This window comes from Lactimicrobium massiliense, from assembly GCF_900343155.1.
Lineage (GTDB): Bacteria > Bacillota_I > Bacilli_A > Erysipelotrichales > Erysipelotrichaceae > Bulleidia > Bulleidia massiliensis.
In genome coordinates this window covers 642,195-661,519 of the sequence record NZ_OUNG01000001.1, presented here as the reverse complement: position 1 = coordinate 661,519, position 19,325 = coordinate 642,195, and the positions used below count along the sequence as shown (strand labels likewise).

Annotated in this window: 18 protein-coding genes, 3 tRNA genes and 1 pseudogene; 15 read left to right on the top strand and 7 right to left on the bottom strand. The window is 47.9% G+C overall.

Annotation, left to right across the window (positions count from 1 at the left end; genetic code table 11):
* Positions 1-105: 105 nt before the first annotated feature.
* The 7 genes from DHU66_RS03210 (at position 106) to DHU66_RS03180 (ending at position 5,824) form a co-directional block, all read left to right on the top strand.
* Positions 106-1,395 carry an ABC transporter substrate-binding protein gene (locus DHU66_RS03210; protein ID WP_108774422.1) on the top strand — a complete coding sequence of 430 codons (1,290 nt, stop codon included), beginning with the start codon at positions 106-108 and terminating at the stop codon, positions 1,393-1,395.
* Positions 1,396-1,480: 85 nt separating this feature from the next.
* Positions 1,481-2,323, top strand: coding sequence for a carbohydrate ABC transporter permease (locus DHU66_RS03205; RefSeq protein ID WP_108774421.1), 843 nt, complete (start codon positions 1,481-1,483; stop codon positions 2,321-2,323).
* Position 2,324: 1 nt separating this feature from the next.
* The gene (locus DHU66_RS03200; RefSeq protein ID WP_108774420.1) at positions 2,325-3,155 is read left to right on the top strand and encodes a carbohydrate ABC transporter permease; all 831 of its coding nucleotides are present in this window, start codon (positions 2,325-2,327) and stop codon (positions 3,153-3,155) included.
* A complete protein-coding gene (gene malQ / locus DHU66_RS03195; protein WP_280952614.1) occupies positions 3,139-4,698 on the top strand; it encodes a 4-alpha-glucanotransferase in 1,560 nt (519 codons plus the stop codon). The genes DHU66_RS03200 and malQ overlap by 17 nt, the downstream gene beginning before the upstream one ends.
* A 78-nt stretch (positions 4,699-4,776) precedes the next feature.
* Positions 4,777-4,849: transfer RNA gene (locus DHU66_RS03190), tRNA-Val, on the top strand.
* Between the two features lie 191 nt (positions 4,850-5,040).
* Positions 5,041-5,113 (top strand) — tRNA-Ala (locus tag DHU66_RS03185).
* A gap of 144 nt (positions 5,114-5,257) precedes the next feature.
* Positions 5,258-5,824 carry a flavodoxin family protein gene (locus tag DHU66_RS03180; protein ID WP_108774418.1) on the top strand — a complete coding sequence of 189 codons (567 nt, stop codon included), beginning with the start codon at positions 5,258-5,260 and terminating at the stop codon, positions 5,822-5,824.
* On the opposite strand, the gene DHU66_RS12425 is transcribed toward DHU66_RS03180, so the two are convergent.
* Positions 5,821-6,300, bottom strand: coding sequence for a helix-turn-helix domain-containing protein (locus DHU66_RS12425; protein ID WP_245309345.1), 480 nt, complete (start codon positions 6,298-6,300; stop codon positions 5,821-5,823). The two genes, DHU66_RS03180 and DHU66_RS12425, sit on opposite strands and share 4 nt — an antisense overlap.
* 150 nt (positions 6,301-6,450) lie before the next feature.
* Positions 6,451-6,573, bottom strand: a pseudogene (locus DHU66_RS12610) (cupin domain-containing protein); the annotation flags it as partial.
* A 210-nt stretch (positions 6,574-6,783) separates the two neighbouring features.
* On the opposite strand from DHU66_RS12610, the gene DHU66_RS03170 reads away from it, so the two are divergent.
* Together DHU66_RS03170 and DHU66_RS03165 are read left to right on the top strand one after the other, a co-directional pair.
* Positions 6,784-9,057, top strand: coding sequence for a glycogen/starch/alpha-glucan phosphorylase (locus DHU66_RS03170; protein WP_108774416.1), 2,274 nt, complete (start codon positions 6,784-6,786; stop codon positions 9,055-9,057).
* A 73-nt stretch (positions 9,058-9,130) separates the two neighbouring features.
* Positions 9,131-10,000 (top strand): NAD(P)-binding domain-containing protein, encoded by an 870-nt coding sequence (locus tag DHU66_RS03165; RefSeq protein ID WP_108774415.1) that lies wholly within the window; start codon positions 9,131-9,133, stop codon positions 9,998-10,000.
* A 39-nt stretch (positions 10,001-10,039) separates the two neighbouring features.
* Here the strand turns inward: DHU66_RS03165 and DHU66_RS03160 are convergent.
* From DHU66_RS03160 to DHU66_RS03150, 3 genes are all read right to left on the bottom strand, one after another.
* A tRNA-Leu gene (locus DHU66_RS03160) sits at positions 10,040-10,121 on the bottom strand.
* 42 nt (positions 10,122-10,163) lie between these two features.
* Positions 10,164-10,919, bottom strand: coding sequence for an esterase family protein (locus tag DHU66_RS03155; protein ID WP_108774414.1), 756 nt, complete (start codon positions 10,917-10,919; stop codon positions 10,164-10,166).
* Positions 10,916-12,142 (bottom strand): ATP-grasp domain-containing protein, encoded by a 1,227-nt coding sequence (locus DHU66_RS03150; RefSeq protein WP_342587730.1) that lies wholly within the window; start codon positions 12,140-12,142, stop codon positions 10,916-10,918. The genes DHU66_RS03155 and DHU66_RS03150 overlap by 4 nt, the downstream gene beginning before the upstream one ends.
* A gap of 116 nt (positions 12,143-12,258) precedes the next feature.
* Between DHU66_RS03150 and DHU66_RS03145 the strand changes: the two genes are divergently transcribed.
* Both DHU66_RS03145 and DHU66_RS03140 read left to right on the top strand, forming a co-directional pair.
* Complete coding sequence (locus DHU66_RS03145) at positions 12,259-12,540, top strand: chorismate mutase (RefSeq protein WP_167836229.1); 282 nt, start codon at positions 12,259-12,261, stop codon at positions 12,538-12,540.
* A gap of 11 nt (positions 12,541-12,551) precedes the next feature.
* Positions 12,552-12,998 (top strand): GatB/YqeY domain-containing protein, encoded by a 447-nt coding sequence (locus tag DHU66_RS03140; RefSeq protein WP_108774412.1) that lies wholly within the window; start codon positions 12,552-12,554, stop codon positions 12,996-12,998.
* 486 nt (positions 12,999-13,484) lie between these two features.
* On the opposite strand, the gene DHU66_RS12135 is transcribed toward DHU66_RS03140, so the two are convergent.
* A complete protein-coding gene (locus DHU66_RS12135) occupies positions 13,485-13,634 on the bottom strand; it encodes a hypothetical protein (RefSeq protein ID WP_167836228.1) in 150 nt (49 codons plus the stop codon).
* 31 nt (positions 13,635-13,665) lie between these two features.
* The gene (locus tag DHU66_RS03130) at positions 13,666-14,571 is read right to left on the bottom strand and encodes an NAD(P)/FAD-dependent oxidoreductase (RefSeq protein WP_108774410.1); all 906 of its coding nucleotides are present in this window, start codon (positions 14,569-14,571) and stop codon (positions 13,666-13,668) included.
* Positions 14,572-14,725: 154 nt separating this feature from the next.
* Here DHU66_RS03130 and DHU66_RS03125 point away from each other — a divergent pair, with 154 nt between their 5' ends.
* From DHU66_RS03125 to DHU66_RS03110, 4 genes are all read left to right on the top strand, one after another.
* Entirely contained in the window at positions 14,726-16,810 is a 2,085-nt protein-coding gene (locus DHU66_RS03125) for an LTA synthase family protein (RefSeq protein WP_108774409.1), read from the top strand.
* A 156-nt stretch (positions 16,811-16,966) separates the two neighbouring features.
* Positions 16,967-17,644 carry an amino acid ABC transporter permease gene (locus DHU66_RS03120; RefSeq protein ID WP_108774408.1) on the top strand — a complete coding sequence of 226 codons (678 nt, stop codon included), beginning with the start codon at positions 16,967-16,969 and terminating at the stop codon, positions 17,642-17,644.
* Positions 17,644-18,396 carry an amino acid ABC transporter ATP-binding protein gene (locus DHU66_RS03115; RefSeq protein ID WP_108774407.1) on the top strand — a complete coding sequence of 251 codons (753 nt, stop codon included), beginning with the start codon at positions 17,644-17,646 and terminating at the stop codon, positions 18,394-18,396. The genes DHU66_RS03120 and DHU66_RS03115 overlap by 1 nt, the downstream gene beginning before the upstream one ends.
* Positions 18,393-19,178, top strand: a complete 786-nt coding sequence (locus DHU66_RS03110) for a transporter substrate-binding domain-containing protein (RefSeq protein ID WP_245309341.1) — start codon at positions 18,393-18,395, stop codon at positions 19,176-19,178. Before DHU66_RS03115 ends, DHU66_RS03110 begins: the two co-directional genes overlap by 4 nt.
* Positions 19,179-19,325 lie beyond the last annotated feature (147 nt).

The window sequence follows — 19,325 nt, the reverse complement described above, 5'->3', positions numbered from 1 at the left end:
GATTACATATCATAAAGGTGTAAGTTGTAAACGATTCCAGTAACGTTTCCATCCGGAGGGAAATGAAGGAACGTACAACCATGATTGAAAAATCAGGAGGAAAACATGAACAAGAAAGGTTTTGTAGCATTGGCATTATCTGCTGCTATGCTGGCTGGCTGTGGAGGTTCTTCTGCTGCTGCAGCATCTGCAGATTCCGGTAAGGGAAGCGTCTATTATCTGAACTTCAAGCCTGAAGCGGATGAGTACTGGCAGGATCTGGCAAGTGAATACACCAAGGAGACTGGTGTTAAGGTCACTGTTCTGACAGCTGCTTCCGGTGAGTATGAGAGCACCCTGAAGTCTGAAATGGCTAAGTCTGAAAAGCCGACACTGTTCCAGGTGAATGGTCCTGTTGGTCTGGCTTCCTGGAAGGACTACTGCTATGATCTGAGCGGATCTGATATTGAGGGTCAGTTGTCAAACAAGGCATATGAGCTCAAGGATGGCGACAAGGTCGCAGGCATTGCATATGTTACGGAGGCTTATGGTCTGATCACCAACAAGGCACTGCTTGAGATGGCTGGCTATTCTGTTGATGATATCAAGAGCTTCGATGATCTGAAGAAGGTTGCTGAGGATATCACAGCTCGCAAGGATGAGCTTGGATTTGCAGCATTCACTTCTGCAGGCATGCATTCTTCCAGTGACTGGCGCTTCAAGACACATCTGGCCAACCTGCCGATCTACTATGAGTACAAGGATGCAGGAGTCGATGATGAGGAAGAGCTGAAGGGTACATATCTGCCGAACTATAAGAACATCTGGGATCTCTACATCAATAATTCCACGGTTGATCCTTCTCAGCTTTCTACTGCGACTGGCGATCAGTCTGAGGCTGAATTCGTTAATCAGCAGGCTGTCTTCTTCCAGAATGGTACATGGGAGTATGACAAGGTAAAGGCAGTCGGCGATGACAATCTGGCTTTCCTGCCGATCTACTTCGGTGTTGATGATGCCAATGAGGGTCTCTGCATGGGTACTGAGAACTACTGGTGCGTAAACAGCCAGGCTTCTGAGGAAGACATCAAGGCTACTCTGGATTTCATGAACTGGTGCGTTACATCTGATGAGGGTGTCAAGGCTATGACAAGCGGCGACAAGATGGGCTTCAACATTCCGTTCAAGTCCAACCCTGAATCTTCCAATGTTCTGTTCAACTTGGCAAATGCGAATACAGGTACACCGGTATCCTGGAACTTCACAACAATGCCTTCTGAGGAGTGGAAGAAGACACTTGGCCAGGCTCTGACAGTTTATGCGGCTGACCAGAGTGATGCCAACTGGGATCAGGTCAAGAGTGCATTCGTTGATAACTGGGCAGCTGAAAAGAAGCTTGCTGCTTCCAATAACTGAGTTTAATTGATTCACAACGCAGACAGGCCGGCAGAATCTCTCTGCTGACCTGTCTTTCTTCACACTGAGCGAGGCAATATAAGATATGCAGAAAAATATCAAAAAATACTGGCCTGTCTTCACAGTGCCAACGATGGCTGCTTTTGCCATCGGTTTCCTGATTCCGTTTATTCTTGGTATCTATCTCTCCTTTACCAAGTTCACAACGGTCAAGGATGCCAGATGGGTTGGTATATCCAATTACATTACGGCATTCAAAGATACCACTTTCGTTCATTCTTTCTGGTTCACAGCTGCCTTTGCAGTCGTGACGCTGGTTTTGATCAATGTCATCGCCTTTGCACTGGCAATGGCACTGACCAAGGAACGCCATGGTACGAATATCTTCCGCACGATTTACTTCATGCCGAACCTGATCGGCGGCATTGTGCTTGGCTATATCTGGCAGCTGATCTTCTCTGGCATTCTGGTTCATTTTGGCACTGCCCTGAACCTGAATACAAAGCTTGGCTTCTGGGGACTGGTCATTCTGGTCTGCTGGCAGCAGATCGGCTATATGATGATTATCTATATTGCTGGTTTCCAGGCAATTCCGGGCGATGTGCTGGAAGCTGCCGAAATCGATGGTGCCAACAGCCGTCAGATGCTGTTTAAAGTCATTATTCCGATGATGATGCCAAGCATTACAATCTGCACATTCCTGACAATTACCAATGGATTCAAGCTGTTTGATCAGAACCTGGCTTTGACCGGAGGCGCGCCAATGAAGCAGACGGAGATGATGGCATTGAACATTTACAACACATTCTTCGGCCGTGTCGGCTTTGAAGGCGTCGGCCAGGCAAAGGCAGTTTTGTTCTTCATCCTGGTTGTCGTCATTGCCGGCATTCAGCAGAAACTGACAAGGTCCAAGGAGGTACAGCAGTAATATGAATCAAAAAGGTAAATGGTATGGCACAACATTCCTGACATTCCTTTGTGTCTTCTGGATTATGCCGGTACTGGTTGTGCTCTGGAATTCATTTAAAGACAAGAATGCGATCAATCTGCAGCCATTCAAGCTGCCGACGCATGAGACTTTCATCGGTGCTGAAAACTATGCACAGGCCATCAACAAGTATGGGCTGTTAAACTCTGTTGGCTGGACCGTATTTATTACCGTATTCTCCGTTGCGGCTATCCTGCTGTTTTGCTCGATGACCGGCTGGTACATTACCAGAGTCAATTCAAAGTGGTCTAAGATCATCTATATGCTGTGCATATTCTCCATGGTTGTACCCTTCCAGATGGTCATGTTCACATTGTCTCTGGTCGCCAATATGCTGCATCTGACCAATCCGTGGGGGATCATTATTGTGTATCTTGGCTTTGGAGCAGGACTGGCTGTGTTTATGTTTACAGGCTTTGTCCGCTCTATTCCGATTGAGATTGAGGAAGCTGCCATGATCGATGGCTGCACACCGCTGCAGACATTCTTCAAGGTTGTCATGCCGATCATGAAACCGACCTATATTTCAGTAGGCATTCTGGAAACAATGTGGATCTGGAACGACTTCCTTCTGCCGTATCTGGTACTGGATATCAAGAAATACAAGACGATTTCCATTGTTATTCAGTATATGAAGGGCTCCTATGGTTCTGTTGATATGGGTGCCATTATGGCTGCACTGATTCTTGCAGTGATTCCGGTAATTATCTTCTATCTGAGCTGCCAGAAGTATATTATCAAGGGTGTAGCAGCAGGTGCTGTCAAAGGATGATTTTAGAATTGAGGTATTTATGAGAAGAAGTGCAGGAATTCTGATGCCGATCAGCGCCCTGCCTTCCCGGTATGGGATTGGCACGCTGGGGGAAGCGGCTTACGAATTCATCGATTTTCTGGAAGCGGCCGGTCAGTCATACTGGCAGATACTTCCAATTGGACCAACCGGATATGGGGATTCTCCCTATCAGTCATTTTCTGCCTTTGCCGGTAACCCATATTTTATAGATCTGGATTTGCTGGCCAGAGATGGATGGCTGAAAAAAGAAGAGTACAGTGAGATTCATTGGGGAGATGATCCCGGCCGTACGGATTATGGAACGCTGTATAAAAAGCGTTTTGATGTACTGCGCAAGGCAGTAAAGCGTCTGTTGGCAGATGTTCCGGATGATTATGAGGCGTTTGCAAAAAAGAACGCGTTCTGGCTGGATGATTATGCTTTGTTTATGGCATTGAAGGATGCCCACCAGGGCAAGAGCTTCATGTTGTGGGAAGATGATCTGCGCAAACGGGATGAAAAGGCACTGGCTTCTGCCAGAGTAGGATTGAAGGAGGAGATTGCCTTCTACAAGGGAATTCAGTACTTCTTCTTCCAGCAGTGGGCTTTGATGCGGACGTATGCACTGGACCACGGGATTTCTCTGATCGGTGATGTACCGATCTATGTATCTCCGGATTCCAGTGACCTCTGGGCCAATCCACAGCTGTTCCAGCTGGACAAGGATGGCAGGCCGACGGAAGTGGCGGGCTGCCCACCGGATGGATTCTCTGCTGATGGCCAGCTCTGGGGCAATCCTTTGTATAACTGGGAAGACATGAAGAAGGATGGATATGCCTGGTGGACAAAGCGCATTTCCTATCAGTTTGAACTGGTAGATGTGCTGCGCATTGATCATTTCCGCGGTTTTGAGTCTTATTTTGCGATTCCCTACGGAGCTGTTACGGCACGTGGCGGAAGGTGGCGCAAAGGTCCCGGCATTGATTTCTTCCGCACCATTGAGAAGAAGCTTGGACATCTGAATATTATTGCTGAAGATCTTGGCTTCCTGACGCCGGGAGTCATTCAGATGGTCAAGGATACAGGTTATCCAGGCATGAAAGTGCTTGAATTTGCCTTCGATCCAAGAGATACAGGCTCCGGCTATCTGCCGCACAAGTTCATTAACAACTGTGTTGTCTATACAGGCACACATGATAATGAAACCGTCATGGGATGGATGGAGAACTCACCAAGATCCTTCAGTGAGCATGCAATTGATTATCTGCACTTGGATGAAAAAGAAGGCTATAACTGGGGCTTTATCAGAGCTGCCTATATGAGCGTTGCCGATCTGGCGGTCATGCAGTTCCAGGATCTGCTTGGCCTTGGTGATGAAGCACGCTTCAATGTACCTTCCACCACCGGTAATAACTGGGTATGGCGTGCAAAGAAAGACGATTTTACCTTTGCATTGTCCAAGAAGCTCAGACATATGACCGGTCTGTATGAACGCCTTCCGGAAGGTAAGAAAGAAGCAGACATTCAGGCATCGGATGAATAAGACAAAATCATGAGATCAGACGGTCTCATGATTTTTATGTTTCTTTTTTTGCCTGGCTGTGCTAGAATCATCTTACTTGAGTGATTAGCTCAGCTGGGAGAGCACTTCCTTGACGTGGAAGGGGTCATGGGTTCGAGTCCCTTATCGCTCACTGAATCATCTTCGGAAAGCCGCATAAATAGCGGCTTTTTCTGTACTCTCTACTGATTCGTAGAGGAATTTGTAGACTTTTAAGCTTTGTATCTTCTGTTCAATGAGGCATTGACTGCATCAGAATTCCATTGTCAGTGGGGAAGATGATACTTTGCTCAACTGGGATTTTATGCTAAACTATGAATCACTGGGGTTGTAGCTCACCCGGGAGAGCGCATCCATGGCATGGATGAGGTAGTGGGTTCGAGTCCCATCAGCTCCACTGTAAGAATGTGCCGCATTGCTGCGGCGCTTTTTTGTGTCTTGATTTTTCCTTTCCTGCGGTCAGATTAGCAGGGTGATGTAAAGCCTGTATCGCTTTGCAGGCTAACACTGTGTAAAATGGTAGGCATGAAAAGGGCTGAAGATGGCAGAGAAGGTACTGGTGATAGATGCGTCAAGGCATCTTGGCGGTGCTGCGGATGAAGCGCTGACATATGTGAAAAAGACAATCGGCAGCAATGATGTCACGGTGGAAATATGTTCCCTGGGCAGGGATGATATAGCCGGGTGCATTGGATGTGGAAAGTGTATCCGCCGGCGTGTGTGCATCATGGATGATGCGGTGAATCAGTGCAATGCGTGTATGTGGGATGGCATGCTGGTGCTGTTTGATGTGCTGTATGAGCAGCCGGATGAGCAGGCGGTGCGCTTTCTGAAGCGGCTGTTCTACAGTCACAGTGAAGGCTGGCATTATGTGCCTGCTGCATGCATTGGTCTGGCACGGATGGGATCTGTCAAAGAAGCGTGCCGGCTGATTGAAGATCTGTTTGCACTGGCAGATATGACGATTGTGACGAGGGCACATGGCACCTCCGGAAGTGACAGCGCCCAGATGAATATTCTGTTGGATCATTTCATGCAGGCGGTGAATGGCATGCAGAATAGAAAACCTTGCAAAGAGATTCCAAACCTGGATGGGTTTGTGCGCTAACGGAAGATGGAGCGGCGGTATCTGCCTGGTGAGGTATGGTACTGCTTTTTAAACAGGCGGATAAAGTAGGAGAAGTTGTCGAAGCCGGATTCAACGGCGATGTCGTTGACGGAGCTGTTTGTGCTGCGCAGCAGGTTGGCAGCGACTTCCAGACGGTAGCGGTTGAGATAGGTGATGAATGTTTCACCGGTTTCCTGATGAAAGACACGCATGAAGTGGTTGCGGGAGAAGCCTGCGGCTGCTGCAGCTTCATCAATCGAGATGCTGTGGCGGTAATTGGCTTTGACAAAGGAAATCGTATTTCTCACAATATCTTCATGGCCGGATTCGCTTGGAGCTGCTGCCTTGATGCGGTGGGCATACAGACACTGCAGAAACAATAATAAATATGCTTTGATCTGCATGGAGTAGCCGCCTTCTCTGGCAGTGCTGGCTTCATTTGCCCTATGCAGAAAGTAGGCAAGCTCCTGGTGCATGGGACTGGTCTGCAGGATGGGTCTGGGCAGAAAAAGTTCATGGTTTACCAGACGCTGCAGAACATGTGTGCGGCACCAGTCATCCGGATCGCTTGCATCAAGAAATTCCAGGGAGAACAGAAAGTCTTCATAGACCAGAGGATTACCGGATGTTCTGGCGATGGCATGCATTTCTCCGGGCATGATTGGGAGAAGGCTGCCCTGACAGATGGATATTTCCCGGTTGGAGACAGTGATGGTGCCGCTGCCGCTGCGTACGAGTATGACTTCCATCTGGCTGTGCCAATGGAGGCTGACAGCATCAAAATCATCCGGTATGGTGCATAACTGCATGCGGAATGAGAATGAATGGGAAAATGCTTTCTGAGGTGTATTGAATTGCGTATCCATGGTGCTATTGTACAAATTGTAAACGTTATAGTGCAAGATAAAACCATTGTGAAATTATTATAATACAAGAGAAATTTGTAGATGGAGGTCGTTATGACACGATTGATTACTGACTATACAGGCAAGCCGCTGCAGGAATGTACTGAGCTGGAACTGTTCAACGGTGTCCTGAATCTGGTCAATGATGCAGAAAAAGAGAAAGGATACAATACCGGCAAGAAGAAACTGTATTATATTTCGGCTGAATTCCTGATTGGCAAGCTGCTTTCCAACGATCTGATCAATCTTGGTCTGTACCAGGATGTCAAGAAGCAGCTTGAGGATGCGGGCAGAAGCCTGGCTGATCTGGAAGAGTTCGAGTATGAGCCTTCCCTTGGCAATGGCGGTCTGGGCCGTCTGGCAGCATGCTTTGTTGACTCGCTGGCAACGCTTGGCCTGCCGGCAGATGGTGTCGGTCTGGCATATCATTGCGGTCTGTTCAAACAGAACTTTGAAAACAACAAACAGTCTGAGACACCGGACAGATGGCTGCAGTGGGGACATGAAAGCTGGATGCGGTCAACCGGAAAGCATTATACAGTTGACTTTGGCGGTTTCTCTTTGACCTCAACAATGTATGAAATTGGTGTGACAGGTTATGGATCCAAGTGCGGCAAACTTCGGCTGTTTGATGTGGATACGCTTGATGAGCGTGTGATCCGCGATCAGATCAGCTTTGACAAGAAGCAGATCGCGAAGAATCTGACCCTGTTCCTGTATCCGGATGATTCGGATGAGGATGGCCGCATCCTGCGTGTCTATCAGGAATATTTCATGGTTGCCAATGCTGCCCAGCTGATTCTGGAAGAAGCACAGGCAAAGGGAAGCAATCTGCATGATCTGGCTGATTATGCAGCGATCCAGATCAATGATACGCATCCGACCATGGTGATTCCGGAACTGATCCGCAGGCTGACACAGAAGGGTATTTCTTTTGAGGAAAGCATTGAGATTGTCAGAGCTGTATGCGGTTATACCAACCATACAATTCTGGCAGAGGCACTTGAGACATGGCCGCGTGCATATCTGCAGAAGGCTGTTCCGCAGCTGCTGCCGGTGATTGAGAAGCTGCAGGCATATGTGGCAGAGCGCTATCAGGAACCGTTTGTACAGATCATTGATGGCAATGACAATGTGCATATGGCCAACATTGACATTCACTTCTCTCATTCTGTAAATGGCGTTGCCAAGCTGCATACCGAGATTCTCAAGAATACGGAGCTGGCACCGTTCTATCAGATTTATCCGGAGAAGTTCAATAACAAGACCAATGGCATTACATTCCGCCGCTGGGGTGTCATGTGTGATCCGGCTCTGACTTCTCTGATCAATGAGACGATTGGCAATGACTGGATCCGTCATGCGGATGATCTGAAGAAGCTGGAAGATAAGAAGGATGATCCTGATTTCCTGAAGAAGATTCTTGCAGTCAAGCAGGAAAACAAGCAGAACTTTACGGACTATCTGAAGAATTATCGCGGTATTGAAGTGGATCCGACGTCTGTGTTTGACGTGCAGTCCAAGCGTCTGCATGAATACAAGCGCCAGCAGCTGAACCTGCTGTGGGCAATCTCTGTCTACAATGATATGGTGGAAGGAAAGTTCCCGACCCGGCCGATTACGGTCTTCTTCGGCGCCAAGGCTGCTCCAGCCTATATCATTGCCAAGGATATCATTCATGCCATCCTGACATTCTCCAAGGTGCTGGATGCGGATCCTGATGCATCGAAGTGGCTGAAGGTTGTTATGCTGGAGAACTACAATGTTTCTCTGGCAGAGAAGCTGATTCCGGCTGCGGATATCTCCGAGCAGATTTCACTGGCTTCCAAGGAAGCAAGCGGCACTGGCAATATGAAGTTCATGCTCAACGGTGCGGTTACTCTTGGTACGATGGACGGTGCCAATGTTGAGATTGCAGAGCTGGTTGGACCGGATAACATCTATACATTTGGACAGTCTTCGGATGAAGTGATTGCCCACTATAAGAAAGCGGACTATGTATCCAGAGAGTACTATGAGAGGGATCCGAAGCTGAGAAAGGCCGTTGATTTCCTGACAGGCGATCTGATGATGCAGAATGGAGGAGATCCGGAAAATCTTGGCAGACTGAGCCACGAGCTGCTGTCCAAGGACTGGTTCATGACGTTCCCTGATTTTGAGGATTATTGTGAAACCAAGGCCAGAATGCTGGCAGATTATGAGGATCGTGAGAGCTGGAGCAGAAAGATGCTGATGAATACAGCCAATGCAGGCTTCTTCTCCAGTGACCGTACCATTGCCCAGTATAATGAGGATATCTGGCATCTGGACAAGGATACTTCCAAGTAACAGACAAGCAGGAGAAATCCTGCTTTTTGTTATGCTCTTATCCGGCATATACTAATAGCAGGTGGTGATATAAATGAAACTTGGCATGATAGGCCTTGGCGTTATGGGACGGCCGATGGCACTGAATCTGCACCGGGCAGGATATGATGTGTGCGTGGCACCGCACCGCAGAAATATGAATGATTATTTTGCTTCATTTGGCATTCCGGTTGTTTCCAAAAAGGAAATTGGTGAATGCTGTGATGTTGTGCTGCTGATGCTGCCGGATTCAAAGCAGGTAAAGTCGGTAATGCTGGAAGATGACCAGCTGGCAGAAATCATGAAGCCCGGTTCTGTTTTGATCGATATGAGTTCCATTGATCCGGCTGTTTCCAAAGAGGTGAATGGGCAGCTTGAAAAGCGTAGCATCGAGATGCTGGATGCACCGGTATCTGGGGGAGAACCAGCGGCTGTTGAGGGGACTTTAAGCTTTATGGTCGGTGGCCGGCAGGAAGTCTTCGACAGATACAAGCCGATATTGCTGGCTATGGGTTCTTCAGCCGTCAGGATAGGAGAGATTGGTGCCGGCAATACCGCCAAGCTCTGCAATCAGATCATTGTGGCAGGAAATCTGATGGCGCTGGCAGAAGGCATTACGCTTGCCCAGCAGACTGGTCTGGATCCTGCTGTGATGATTGAAGCGCTGCAGGGCGGTCTGGCTGATTCTGCTGTGATGCATGCAAAAGCACAGATGATGATTGATAAAAGATATGATGCCGGATTCCGCATAGATCTGCATATCAAGGATCTCAATAATGCCCTGATGGCAGCCCACCAGGCTGGTTCACCAGTGCCAATGACAGCACAGGTGAAGGAAATCATGCAATGGCTGCACAGCCATGGCCTGGGAGATGAGGATCACAGCTCCATCAAGGCGTTCTATGATATGCTGGCAGGCAGGTAAAAAGAAAAACCCATTGCCGGAAATGACAATGGGTTTTTATGCGGTTAGCAGGACTTGAACCTGTACGGGTTGCCCCAATAGATCCTAAATCTATCGTGTCTGCCAGTTCCACCATAACCGCGTGGAACATATTATAGTATGCCGATGTTTCGGTTGGCAAGTTTCAGCAGACAAAGTTGAGATAGTAAGGAAGCTGACGGCGCCACCATGGCCAGTCATGGGCCACATCGGCACCCCAGAAGTCTACCCATGCAGGTATATTCTTGTAAGCAAACAGTTCTTTCATTCTTGCTGCATCTTCCTGCATCGGATGTTCCCAGGCACCTCTGCCGCAGCAGATAATAATATCCCGGTGACGGTACATCTCCACATAGGGATGGTCATAAGACATGCCTTCAATGTAGTCAACTGGCGAGTTGGTATACACAAGGTCATCCATGTAGTCCGGGAAGAACAGTCTGGCATTGTAGGCACCGGACAGCGCAATGCATCCGGAGAAAAGATCCGGTCTTCTTAACAGAAAGTTCAATGCATGTGTACCGCCCATTGAGCATCCGGTTGTCAGGATCCCATCATAACTGTTGCCCTGGTTGGCATTTGTGCTGATTTCTCTGATACGTGGCACGAGTTCATCCGTGATATAGCGATAATAAGCTTCCTGATTCTCAATGCGCAGACGATTGTCCCATGTCTTCAGCGACCAGCTGTTGACATCATTGGAATCGCAGCAGAACATCTGAATTCTGCCGGCATCAATATATGGTGCAGCCGCAGCGATCATGCCATTGTTCTCATAGTCAAAGAAACGTCCGTCCTGGCTTGGAAAGACAAGTACCGGCTTGCCGGCATGGCCATACACCTTGAATTCCATGTCACGGCCAAGATTACGGGAATATTCCCTGAAATATTCTGTCTTCATTCTGCCGCCTCTGTTTCTGCCTGTTCCGGTCTGACTTTTTCATAGACAAAGCTGATGAATTTCTTCACGTCATCAATCGTCTTGAAGCGGGCAATATACATATCATCTCCCATTGCTGAGCCAAGGATGCCCGGCATCCGTTCATGCATGCAGATATTGGAGCCATAGCGGCGGAAAACCGCTGCATCGGAATTGGCATATCTCAGACGGTCGCGCTTGCCTACATAGACGCAGTAATACGGACGGTCAGTCTGATACAGGCCATGGTTGTACATGCACATGTTGGCATAAATGTTATAGACATTGATGTCATTGGCAAAGTTCATCATGTCAGGTGTATATCCTCCCGGCGGTCTCATGTTCACTTCCAGGCCGACAAGGCCTCCTTTTTTGCCAAGACCTGGCTTGTCTTCCGTCAGACGGAAATATTCCGTATGGAAGAATCTGCCTCTGATTTTAAATGCTTTGATGACCCTGGTCCCCATGTCATCCAGATCATCCGGAATGACTCTTTCACTCCAGTAGCAGCACTCATCACTTTCGTTGACTACATCCATGATCGGTTCCGGGAAGGTATGGGATGTTTTGAAGATAATATTGCCATCCTGGTCAGTAATTCCGTCAAAGGAAACAATATAGCCCGGTACGTACTCTTCCATGATGTACTGTACTTTCAGGTTCTGACGGTAGAAGTCTTCCAGTTCCTTATCACTGCTGATCTTCCATGTGCCATTGGCACCGACACCGTCATCTGGCTTGACAATCACCGGATAGCCGACTTCTTTGATGAAGTTTTTTCCTGCCTCAGGGGTTGATACCAGGTGCCAGCGGGCACATGGCACACCGGCTTCCTGATAGTATTTCTTCATGTTGGATTTCAGCTTGTAGCGCATGACATCCTTCGTTTTGTCACCGGTATTGATGTTGAAGTCTTCACGCAGATGGGCATCCTGCTCCAGCCAGAATTCGTTATTGCTTTCCAACCAGTCAATTCTGCCATGCTTGTGAGCAAACCAGGCAACTGCCCGGTACATCTGGTCATAGTCTTTCATTGAGGAAACCTGATAATATTCATCCATGGAATCCTTCATTTCCTGGGAAAGGGAATCATAAGGATCCTCACCGATGCACAAAGACGTTCCCCCTATCTGTTTCCACGCCTTGGGAAACTGATAATATGTCTTTGGAAAGTTTGGCGATATAAAGACAAAGTTTCGCATCATTGACGTCCGTCCTTTCTTGGAGTGATTATACACCACCGTTACGATCTGTATTTTATTTTGTTGGGCAGGTGCATTAAAAGCGGTCTATAATGAAAAATATCAGTGGGGAGACAGTGATGAGTGAAAATAAACTGATGGATGCACGCCGGCGTATTGATGCTATTGATGCACAGATGGCAGATTTGTTTACACAGAGATTTGCGGCTGTGCGCGACGTGATTGACTATAAGATAGAAAACAGGCTTCCGATTTTTGATTCGAGCCGCGAGGAAGTGGTTCTTGATCAGAATGCAGGACGTATTGATGATGAAGATATCCGTCCGTATTTCAGAGCATGGTATCAGGAGCTTCTGAAGCTGTCGAAGGAATATCAGAAGCAGATTAAGGAAGAGAAATAACAGGAGGTATTATGGGAGAGCTGTTGAAGCAGATCCGGCATGACAACATGCAGGCTATGAAGGAAAAGGATGAAGTTAGGAAGGGTGTATGTTCTTTGCTGATTAGTGCGATTGCACTGGCTGAAAAGGAAAGTGGGAAGGTTCTGGAGAAGGATGAGGAGCTTGTCTTTGTGCAGAAGGAACTGAAGCAGACAAAGGAAGAACTGGAGAGCATTCCGGATTCCCGTCCTGAGCTGAAGGAAAAGGCACAGCAGAAGATTGCCATCATTGAGAGCTATCTGCCGAAGCAGATGAGTGATGATGAAATCAGAGAGGCTCTGGAAAAGATCATTGCTGAAAAGGGGCTGGATCATACAAAGAAGAGTCAGGGGCAGGTAATGAAGGCCATGATGGCAGAGTATAAAGGAAAGACGGATGGCAGGACAGTAGCCAGAGTGCTTGGGACTCTGCTGCACTGAATTTACGATAAGGGGTTTTTGCAAGGCTCCCAATGGCGTAAACCTAAATTTAACGGTTTACGCTATTTTTTTATCTTTATGTCACCAGCTTTCTCATATTGAAGCTTTAAATACAGCTCAAATGTAGTATAAGATAATATAATTTCAAATGATTTAATAAGCTATGTTTCTATATAATTGTAGTATAGGAAGGAGGCTCTTATGTTTGTCAAAGTAGTACCTAATAACAAAGGTAGGAAGGATACTTTCTTCATCTACCTCACCGAGTCTTATCGTGACAGGAACGGAAAGGTCAGGCACCGTACCGTCCGCAGCCTTGGGCTGTTTGAGAAAGATCAGGTCCCATATATAAAAGCTGCTTTCATGGAACCTAAGCCTCGCCTCGTATACGACGGGAAGTAGTATAGAATTCTGTGGATCTGAGAGAAAAACTGCAGATCTTCTCTTCTATCCTGTGTGACTCTTCGCTCTTTGATCATGCCTGCATTATTCCTGGCTGTTTGACATTAGAAAAGCAGAGATGGCTTCAAAGGTATCGCTGGCAAATGCTGTGTCTGACAGTTTATCCTCCAGGGATACACTGGGATCCTTCCATTTTCTCTCTGCTTCTTTTTTCAGATCAATTTTCTCATTCATACCGCCATTTTAGCGGTTCTGCCTGCATTTCTCAATTTCTGTCCAGATAGGTGCAGGCAGCGGTTGCGGCAATGGCGCCATCGGCCGCGGCAGTGGTCAGCTGACGCAGGGATGTTGTCCGGCAATCTCCTGCGGCATAAATGCCTGGATGGCTTGTTTTACAGTCTGCTCCGGCTTTGATATAGCCTTTTTCATCCAGTTCAACAATATCAGAAAAGATCTGATTGTCCGGCTCCTGGCCAATGGCCACAAACAGGGCGCTGACGGGTACCTGCACGGTCTGTCCGGTTTTGACATTGGTAACGTCAATACTTTCCAGATGGTCTTTTCCGTGCAGTGAGGTGACATTGCTGTCAAGCATGAAGGTTACGTTGTCACATTTGTTCAGCTTGTCAAGGTCTGCCTTGTCGCCGCGGAAGGAATCACGCCGGTGAATCAGGGTGACATGACTGCAGATGCCTGCCAGATACAGGGCATCGGAAAGGGCGGTGTTGCCGCCGCCATTGACGGCAACATTCTTTCCCTTGAAGAACATGCCGTCGCAGGTTGCACAGAAGGATATGCCTCTTCCAGTCAGACGCTCTTCATTCTCCAGGCCAAGATGTCTGTTCCTGGCACCGGTAGCGATGATCAGAGCTCCTGCTTCATAGTCATTGTGATCTGTTCTGATATGGAAAGGATGCCCGTCAAGGATGCCGGTTACCTTTTCAAAAATGACTTTGACGCCCAGGCCGGTGGCCTGTGTATACAGATTTGTGGCAAATTCATATCCGGAGATATGGGCAAAGCCAGGATAGTTTTCGATATCGGGCGTATTGACGATCTGTCCGCCATAGGTGCTGCTTTCTGCTACAATGACGGATTTTCCTGCCCGGACCGCATAGATAGCGGCAGATAGGCCGGCTGTACCGGCACCGATAATAAATAGATCTGTCATATGAAGTTACCTCTCGATATCTGTATGATGCCTTGTCTCTGGAAAAAAGAAAAGGAAGATGCCCATGCAATCTTAAGATAATTTTAATGATGAAAATGTGTAAAAATCGTGAAAAAGGACTATCATAGTGGCCGGAATTCAAACAGGTGGAAATATGAAGCGTATGAAAGAGATATGGAGTAAAGTGTTTCACTTTCTGAAAGAGCTGCTGCGGGAGCGGGAAGCACCCCGGCAGATGAATAACTGGCAGGCACTGCTTGCCCAGTTTGGCTTATCAGTGCTGACCTGTCTGATCATCGAGGCGGTCTCCCGGCACAGCCTGATGGCAGGACTGGCGTTTGTGCACAGCAGTACCAAGGCATTTCTGTATAACTGTGTGCTTGTCTTTGTGACTTCATTGCCGATTTTTCTGTTCCGGAAGCGGCGTTTTCTGCGGGTGCTTGTCTTTGGTCTCTGGATTGCCCTTGGTGTAGCCAATGGCATTATCCTTTCCAAGAGGGTAACGCCGTTCACCGGCCCGGATTTTAAGAACTTTACGGAAGGCAAGGCAGTCATGGGCAAGTATCTGTCCAGTTTCAGGATATTCCTGCTCTATGCTCTTGTCGTAACGGCTATTATCCTTGTGGTGATCTATCTCTTCCGTTCTCCGCGGTATCGTGGAAAGATGCACTATCCGGTTGTGATCGTTGGTCTTGCGGCTGCATTTGCCGGCTTCTTCGGCCTGACAAAACTCTGCGTCAATGCCCGCATTCTTTCCACATACTTCGGCAATATTGCCTTTGCCTATCAGGATTATGGCTTTCCTTACTGCTTTACGGTAACGGTACTGGATACCGGGATCAGGGAGCCTAACAACTATTCACCTGCTCTTGTACAAACGATTACAAGTGAGGATGAAAAGGCAGGTACGACAACGGCGGATACCGATGATCTTCCTAATATTATTGTCGTACAGCTGGAATCGTTCTTTGATCCTTCGCGTGTGAATTATCTGCAGTGCTCCCAGGATCCCATTCCCAACTGGCATGAATTGGAGAGCAGCTGCACAAATGGCTACTATACGGTGCCGACCATCGGCGCCGGCACGGCCAATACGGAGTTTGAGACGCTGACCGGCATGTCGCTGCGCTTCTTTGGCGCCGGTGAATATCCGTTCAAGAGCATTCTGTCCCAGGAACCGTGCGAGAGCAGTGCCTATGATCTGAAGACGCTTGGCTATGCGGCCAGTGCCCTGCATGACAATGAGGCAAACTTCTATTCGCGCAAGAAAGTGTATAAGAATCTTGGCTTTGATACTTTTACGTCCAAGGAATATATGCAGAATCAGGATGATGTCAATCACAATGGGTGGATGCGTGACCGCAATCTGATCAGGCCGATCAATGATGCTATGGATGCCACTCCTGGCAAGGATTACATCTTTACAGTTTCTGTGCAGCCTCATGGTGCCTATCCGACAGAAGAAGTGCTGGAGGATCCGGAAATTACGGTGTCCGGCAATATGAGTGAGGCACAGCGCTGTGCATGGGAATACTATGTGAACGAGATTCATGAAGAGGATCAGTTCATCAGGGATCTGATTGATTCTGTCAATCAGCGTGATGAAAAGAGTATTATTCTGTTCTATGGCGATCATCTGCCTACGATGAATCTGACCCAGCAGGATCTGTCTGGCGGCAATCTGTATCAGACCAATTATATGATCTGGAATAATTTCGGCCTTGATATGCCGGATCAGGATCTGACATCGTACCGTGCGATTGCAACGATTATGAATGCTCTTGATATTCATACAGGGACTATGTTCCGCTTTCAGCAGGCACATACCGGGCAGGAGGAGAATTTCTTCAATGAAATGCAGACGCTGCAGTATGATCTGCTGTATGGAAAGCAGTATGTGTATGGCGGCGATGATCCGTATCAGCCGGATCCCAATTATCATCTTGGCATCAAACGTATTGTCATGACCGGGATTGTTCCTGTGGCGGATGGATATCTGATCAAGGGAAGGAACTTTACACAGGCATGCCGGGCTGTGGTGGATGGCGATGCTGTGGATACTGAGTTTGTGGATATCAATACATTGAAGGTGAAAGGTGAGATGCCAAAGGCTGGCAGCAGTATTGAGGTGGGCGTGCTGAGTGCTTCCAAGACGCATAGGATGCTGTCATATGCTTTGAATTACTATGTTGTTCCGGAAACGGCGAATGCTTCGCCATCGCCTTCACCGGCATCCTGATGCATATCAGAATGGGTATCTGTCAGATGGCAGATGCCTTTTTTGCGGCAGGCGAAGAATAACTGATTATGCAGAATTTGCATAATGGTATGATGCATTTTGCTTGATGGTTATGGAAAGCATGTCTAAAATGCACAGACAGGAGAGAGAAGAGAGATGACAGATGGATTGTGGGGAATCCTGTATGATTCCTTCTGGAAAATACTTGCAGCAGGGATCAGAGTGACGATTCCGCTGACTATAGTGGCTTTTCTGGCTGGTCTGCTGATTGCGCTGGTGACTGCTCTTGTGCAGTATGCAAGGGTGCCGGTGCTGAAGCAGATTGCCAGATTCTATATCTGGCTGATCCGGGGTACGCCGCTGCTTGTGCAGCTGGCGATTATCTTCTATGGACTGCCTGTCATTGGCATTCATGTGGATGCCTTTGCGGCAGCTGCAGTTGGTCTGTCTTTCTGTGAAGGGGCATATATGGCGGAGACGCTGCGCGGCAGTCTGGAAGCAGTAGACAAAGGGCAGAGCGAGGCAGGATACTGCATCGGCCTGAATTTCTTTCAGATCATGCATCATATTGTCCTGCCGCAGGCATTCCGTACGGCTTTTCCGGCTTTATCCAACTCGCTGATTTCACTTGTCAAGGATACCTCCCTGGCTGCCAATATTACGGTTGTGGATATGTTTATGACAACCCAGCGGATTGCCGGCAGAACATATCAGTTCATGCCATTGTACATTGAAGTGGCGGTGGTTTATCTGCTGTTTTGTTCCTTGATTACCCTTGTTCAAAGAGCCATTGAAAAAAGACTCAACCGCTATCAGAGTCAGGAGGCAAAGTGATGCAGCAGGTATTAAAAGCAGATCATATCCGCAAATCATTCGGTACGCTGGATGTTCTGCAGGATGTATCCCTGCAGGTAAACAAGGGTGATGTCGTAGCCATTCTTGGCCCATCTGGCTCTGGCAAGACAACGCTGCTGCGCTGTCTGAATTTTCTGGAGAAAGCGGATGGGGGTACGATTGTGTTTGATGGGAAAGACTATGATCTTGCCCATATCGGAAAAAAGGATATTGAAGAAGTCCGGAAACATACTGGTTTTGTGTTTCAGAATTACAACCTGTTTGCCAATCTGAACGTGCTGAAGAATGTGATGCTTGGGCTGACAGTGGCACGGAAGATGCCGGTGAAGCAGGCGGAAGAGATTGCCATGGCAATGCTGAGAAAGGTTGGCATGGCGGAAAGAGCAGACTATTATCCTTCTCAGCTTTCCGGCGGTCAGCAGCAGCGTGCTGCTATTGCCAGAGCCCTTGCCATTGATCCTGAGATCCTCTATTTCGATGAGCCGACAAGTGCGCTGGATCCGGAATTGATTGGTGAGGTGCTGAAGGTGATGCGGGATCTGGCCAGAGAGGGCAGAACGATGATTGTGGTGACGCATGAAATGTCATTTGCCAGGGATGTCAGCACGCATACAATCTTTATGGAACATGGGGTGATTGTGGAAGAAGGCAGTACGCAGGACTTCTTTGCGCGTCCTCAGAAGGATAGAACAAGGGAATTCCTGCGTATGGAAGACAGGGAGGAAAGATGATGAAGAAACAAATCAGTGCTGTATTAGCCGGGGTGCTGGCTTTGACACTGGCAGGATGCGGAAAATCCGCAGGAGATGATTCACTGAAGAAGATTCAGGATGCCGGTGTGATCAATATTGGTCTGGAAGGGGACTGGCAGCCTTTTTCCTATCATGATGAAAATGATGATCTGGTTGGCTATGATGTTGAAGTTGCCAAAGGTGTTGCCGAAAAGCTTGGCGTAGAGGCGAAGATTACGGAAGCGCCATGGGATGGCCTTCTGACAGGGCTTTCCACGGGGGTGTATGACATTGTCGTCAATGGCGTTGATGTGACCAAGGAGCGTGAGAATACCTTTGATTTCTCGGATCCCTATGCCTATGACCACATTGATCTTGTCACGTTGAAGGACAATACCGATATCACAAGCTTTGATGATCTGAAAGGCAAAAAGACTGCTAACTCCACGGGTTCCACCTATGCGGAAATGGGAGAGCAGTATGGGGCTGAGGTATCCAATGTTCCGACACTGGCAGAGACGATGACCCTGGTGCTTAATGGTACGGTTGATGCCACGATCAATGCGGATACATCCGTACAGGATTATCTGCATACCACCGGGGAGACCAATCTGAAGGTGGCAGTCCAGTCAGATGATGTGACAGAATATGCCATTCCGATGAAGAAAGGATCTGATTCCCTGAAGGAAGCTGTGGATAAGGCACTGCAGGAAATGAGAGATGATGGTACTCTGGCTCAGCTGTCAGAGAAGTATTTCGGGGCAGATCTGACCAATAAGTAAGAGGAAGGAAGAATATCCGGAAAAAGTCTTGTGGCACAGCATGCGCTGTATCGGGACATCAGACACTCTTGTGTGATGTCCTGATACTTTTTTCTTTTGCAGCGCTCTTCTTAATAATTCCTTAAAGTATCCTGTCTGGCACTGGCT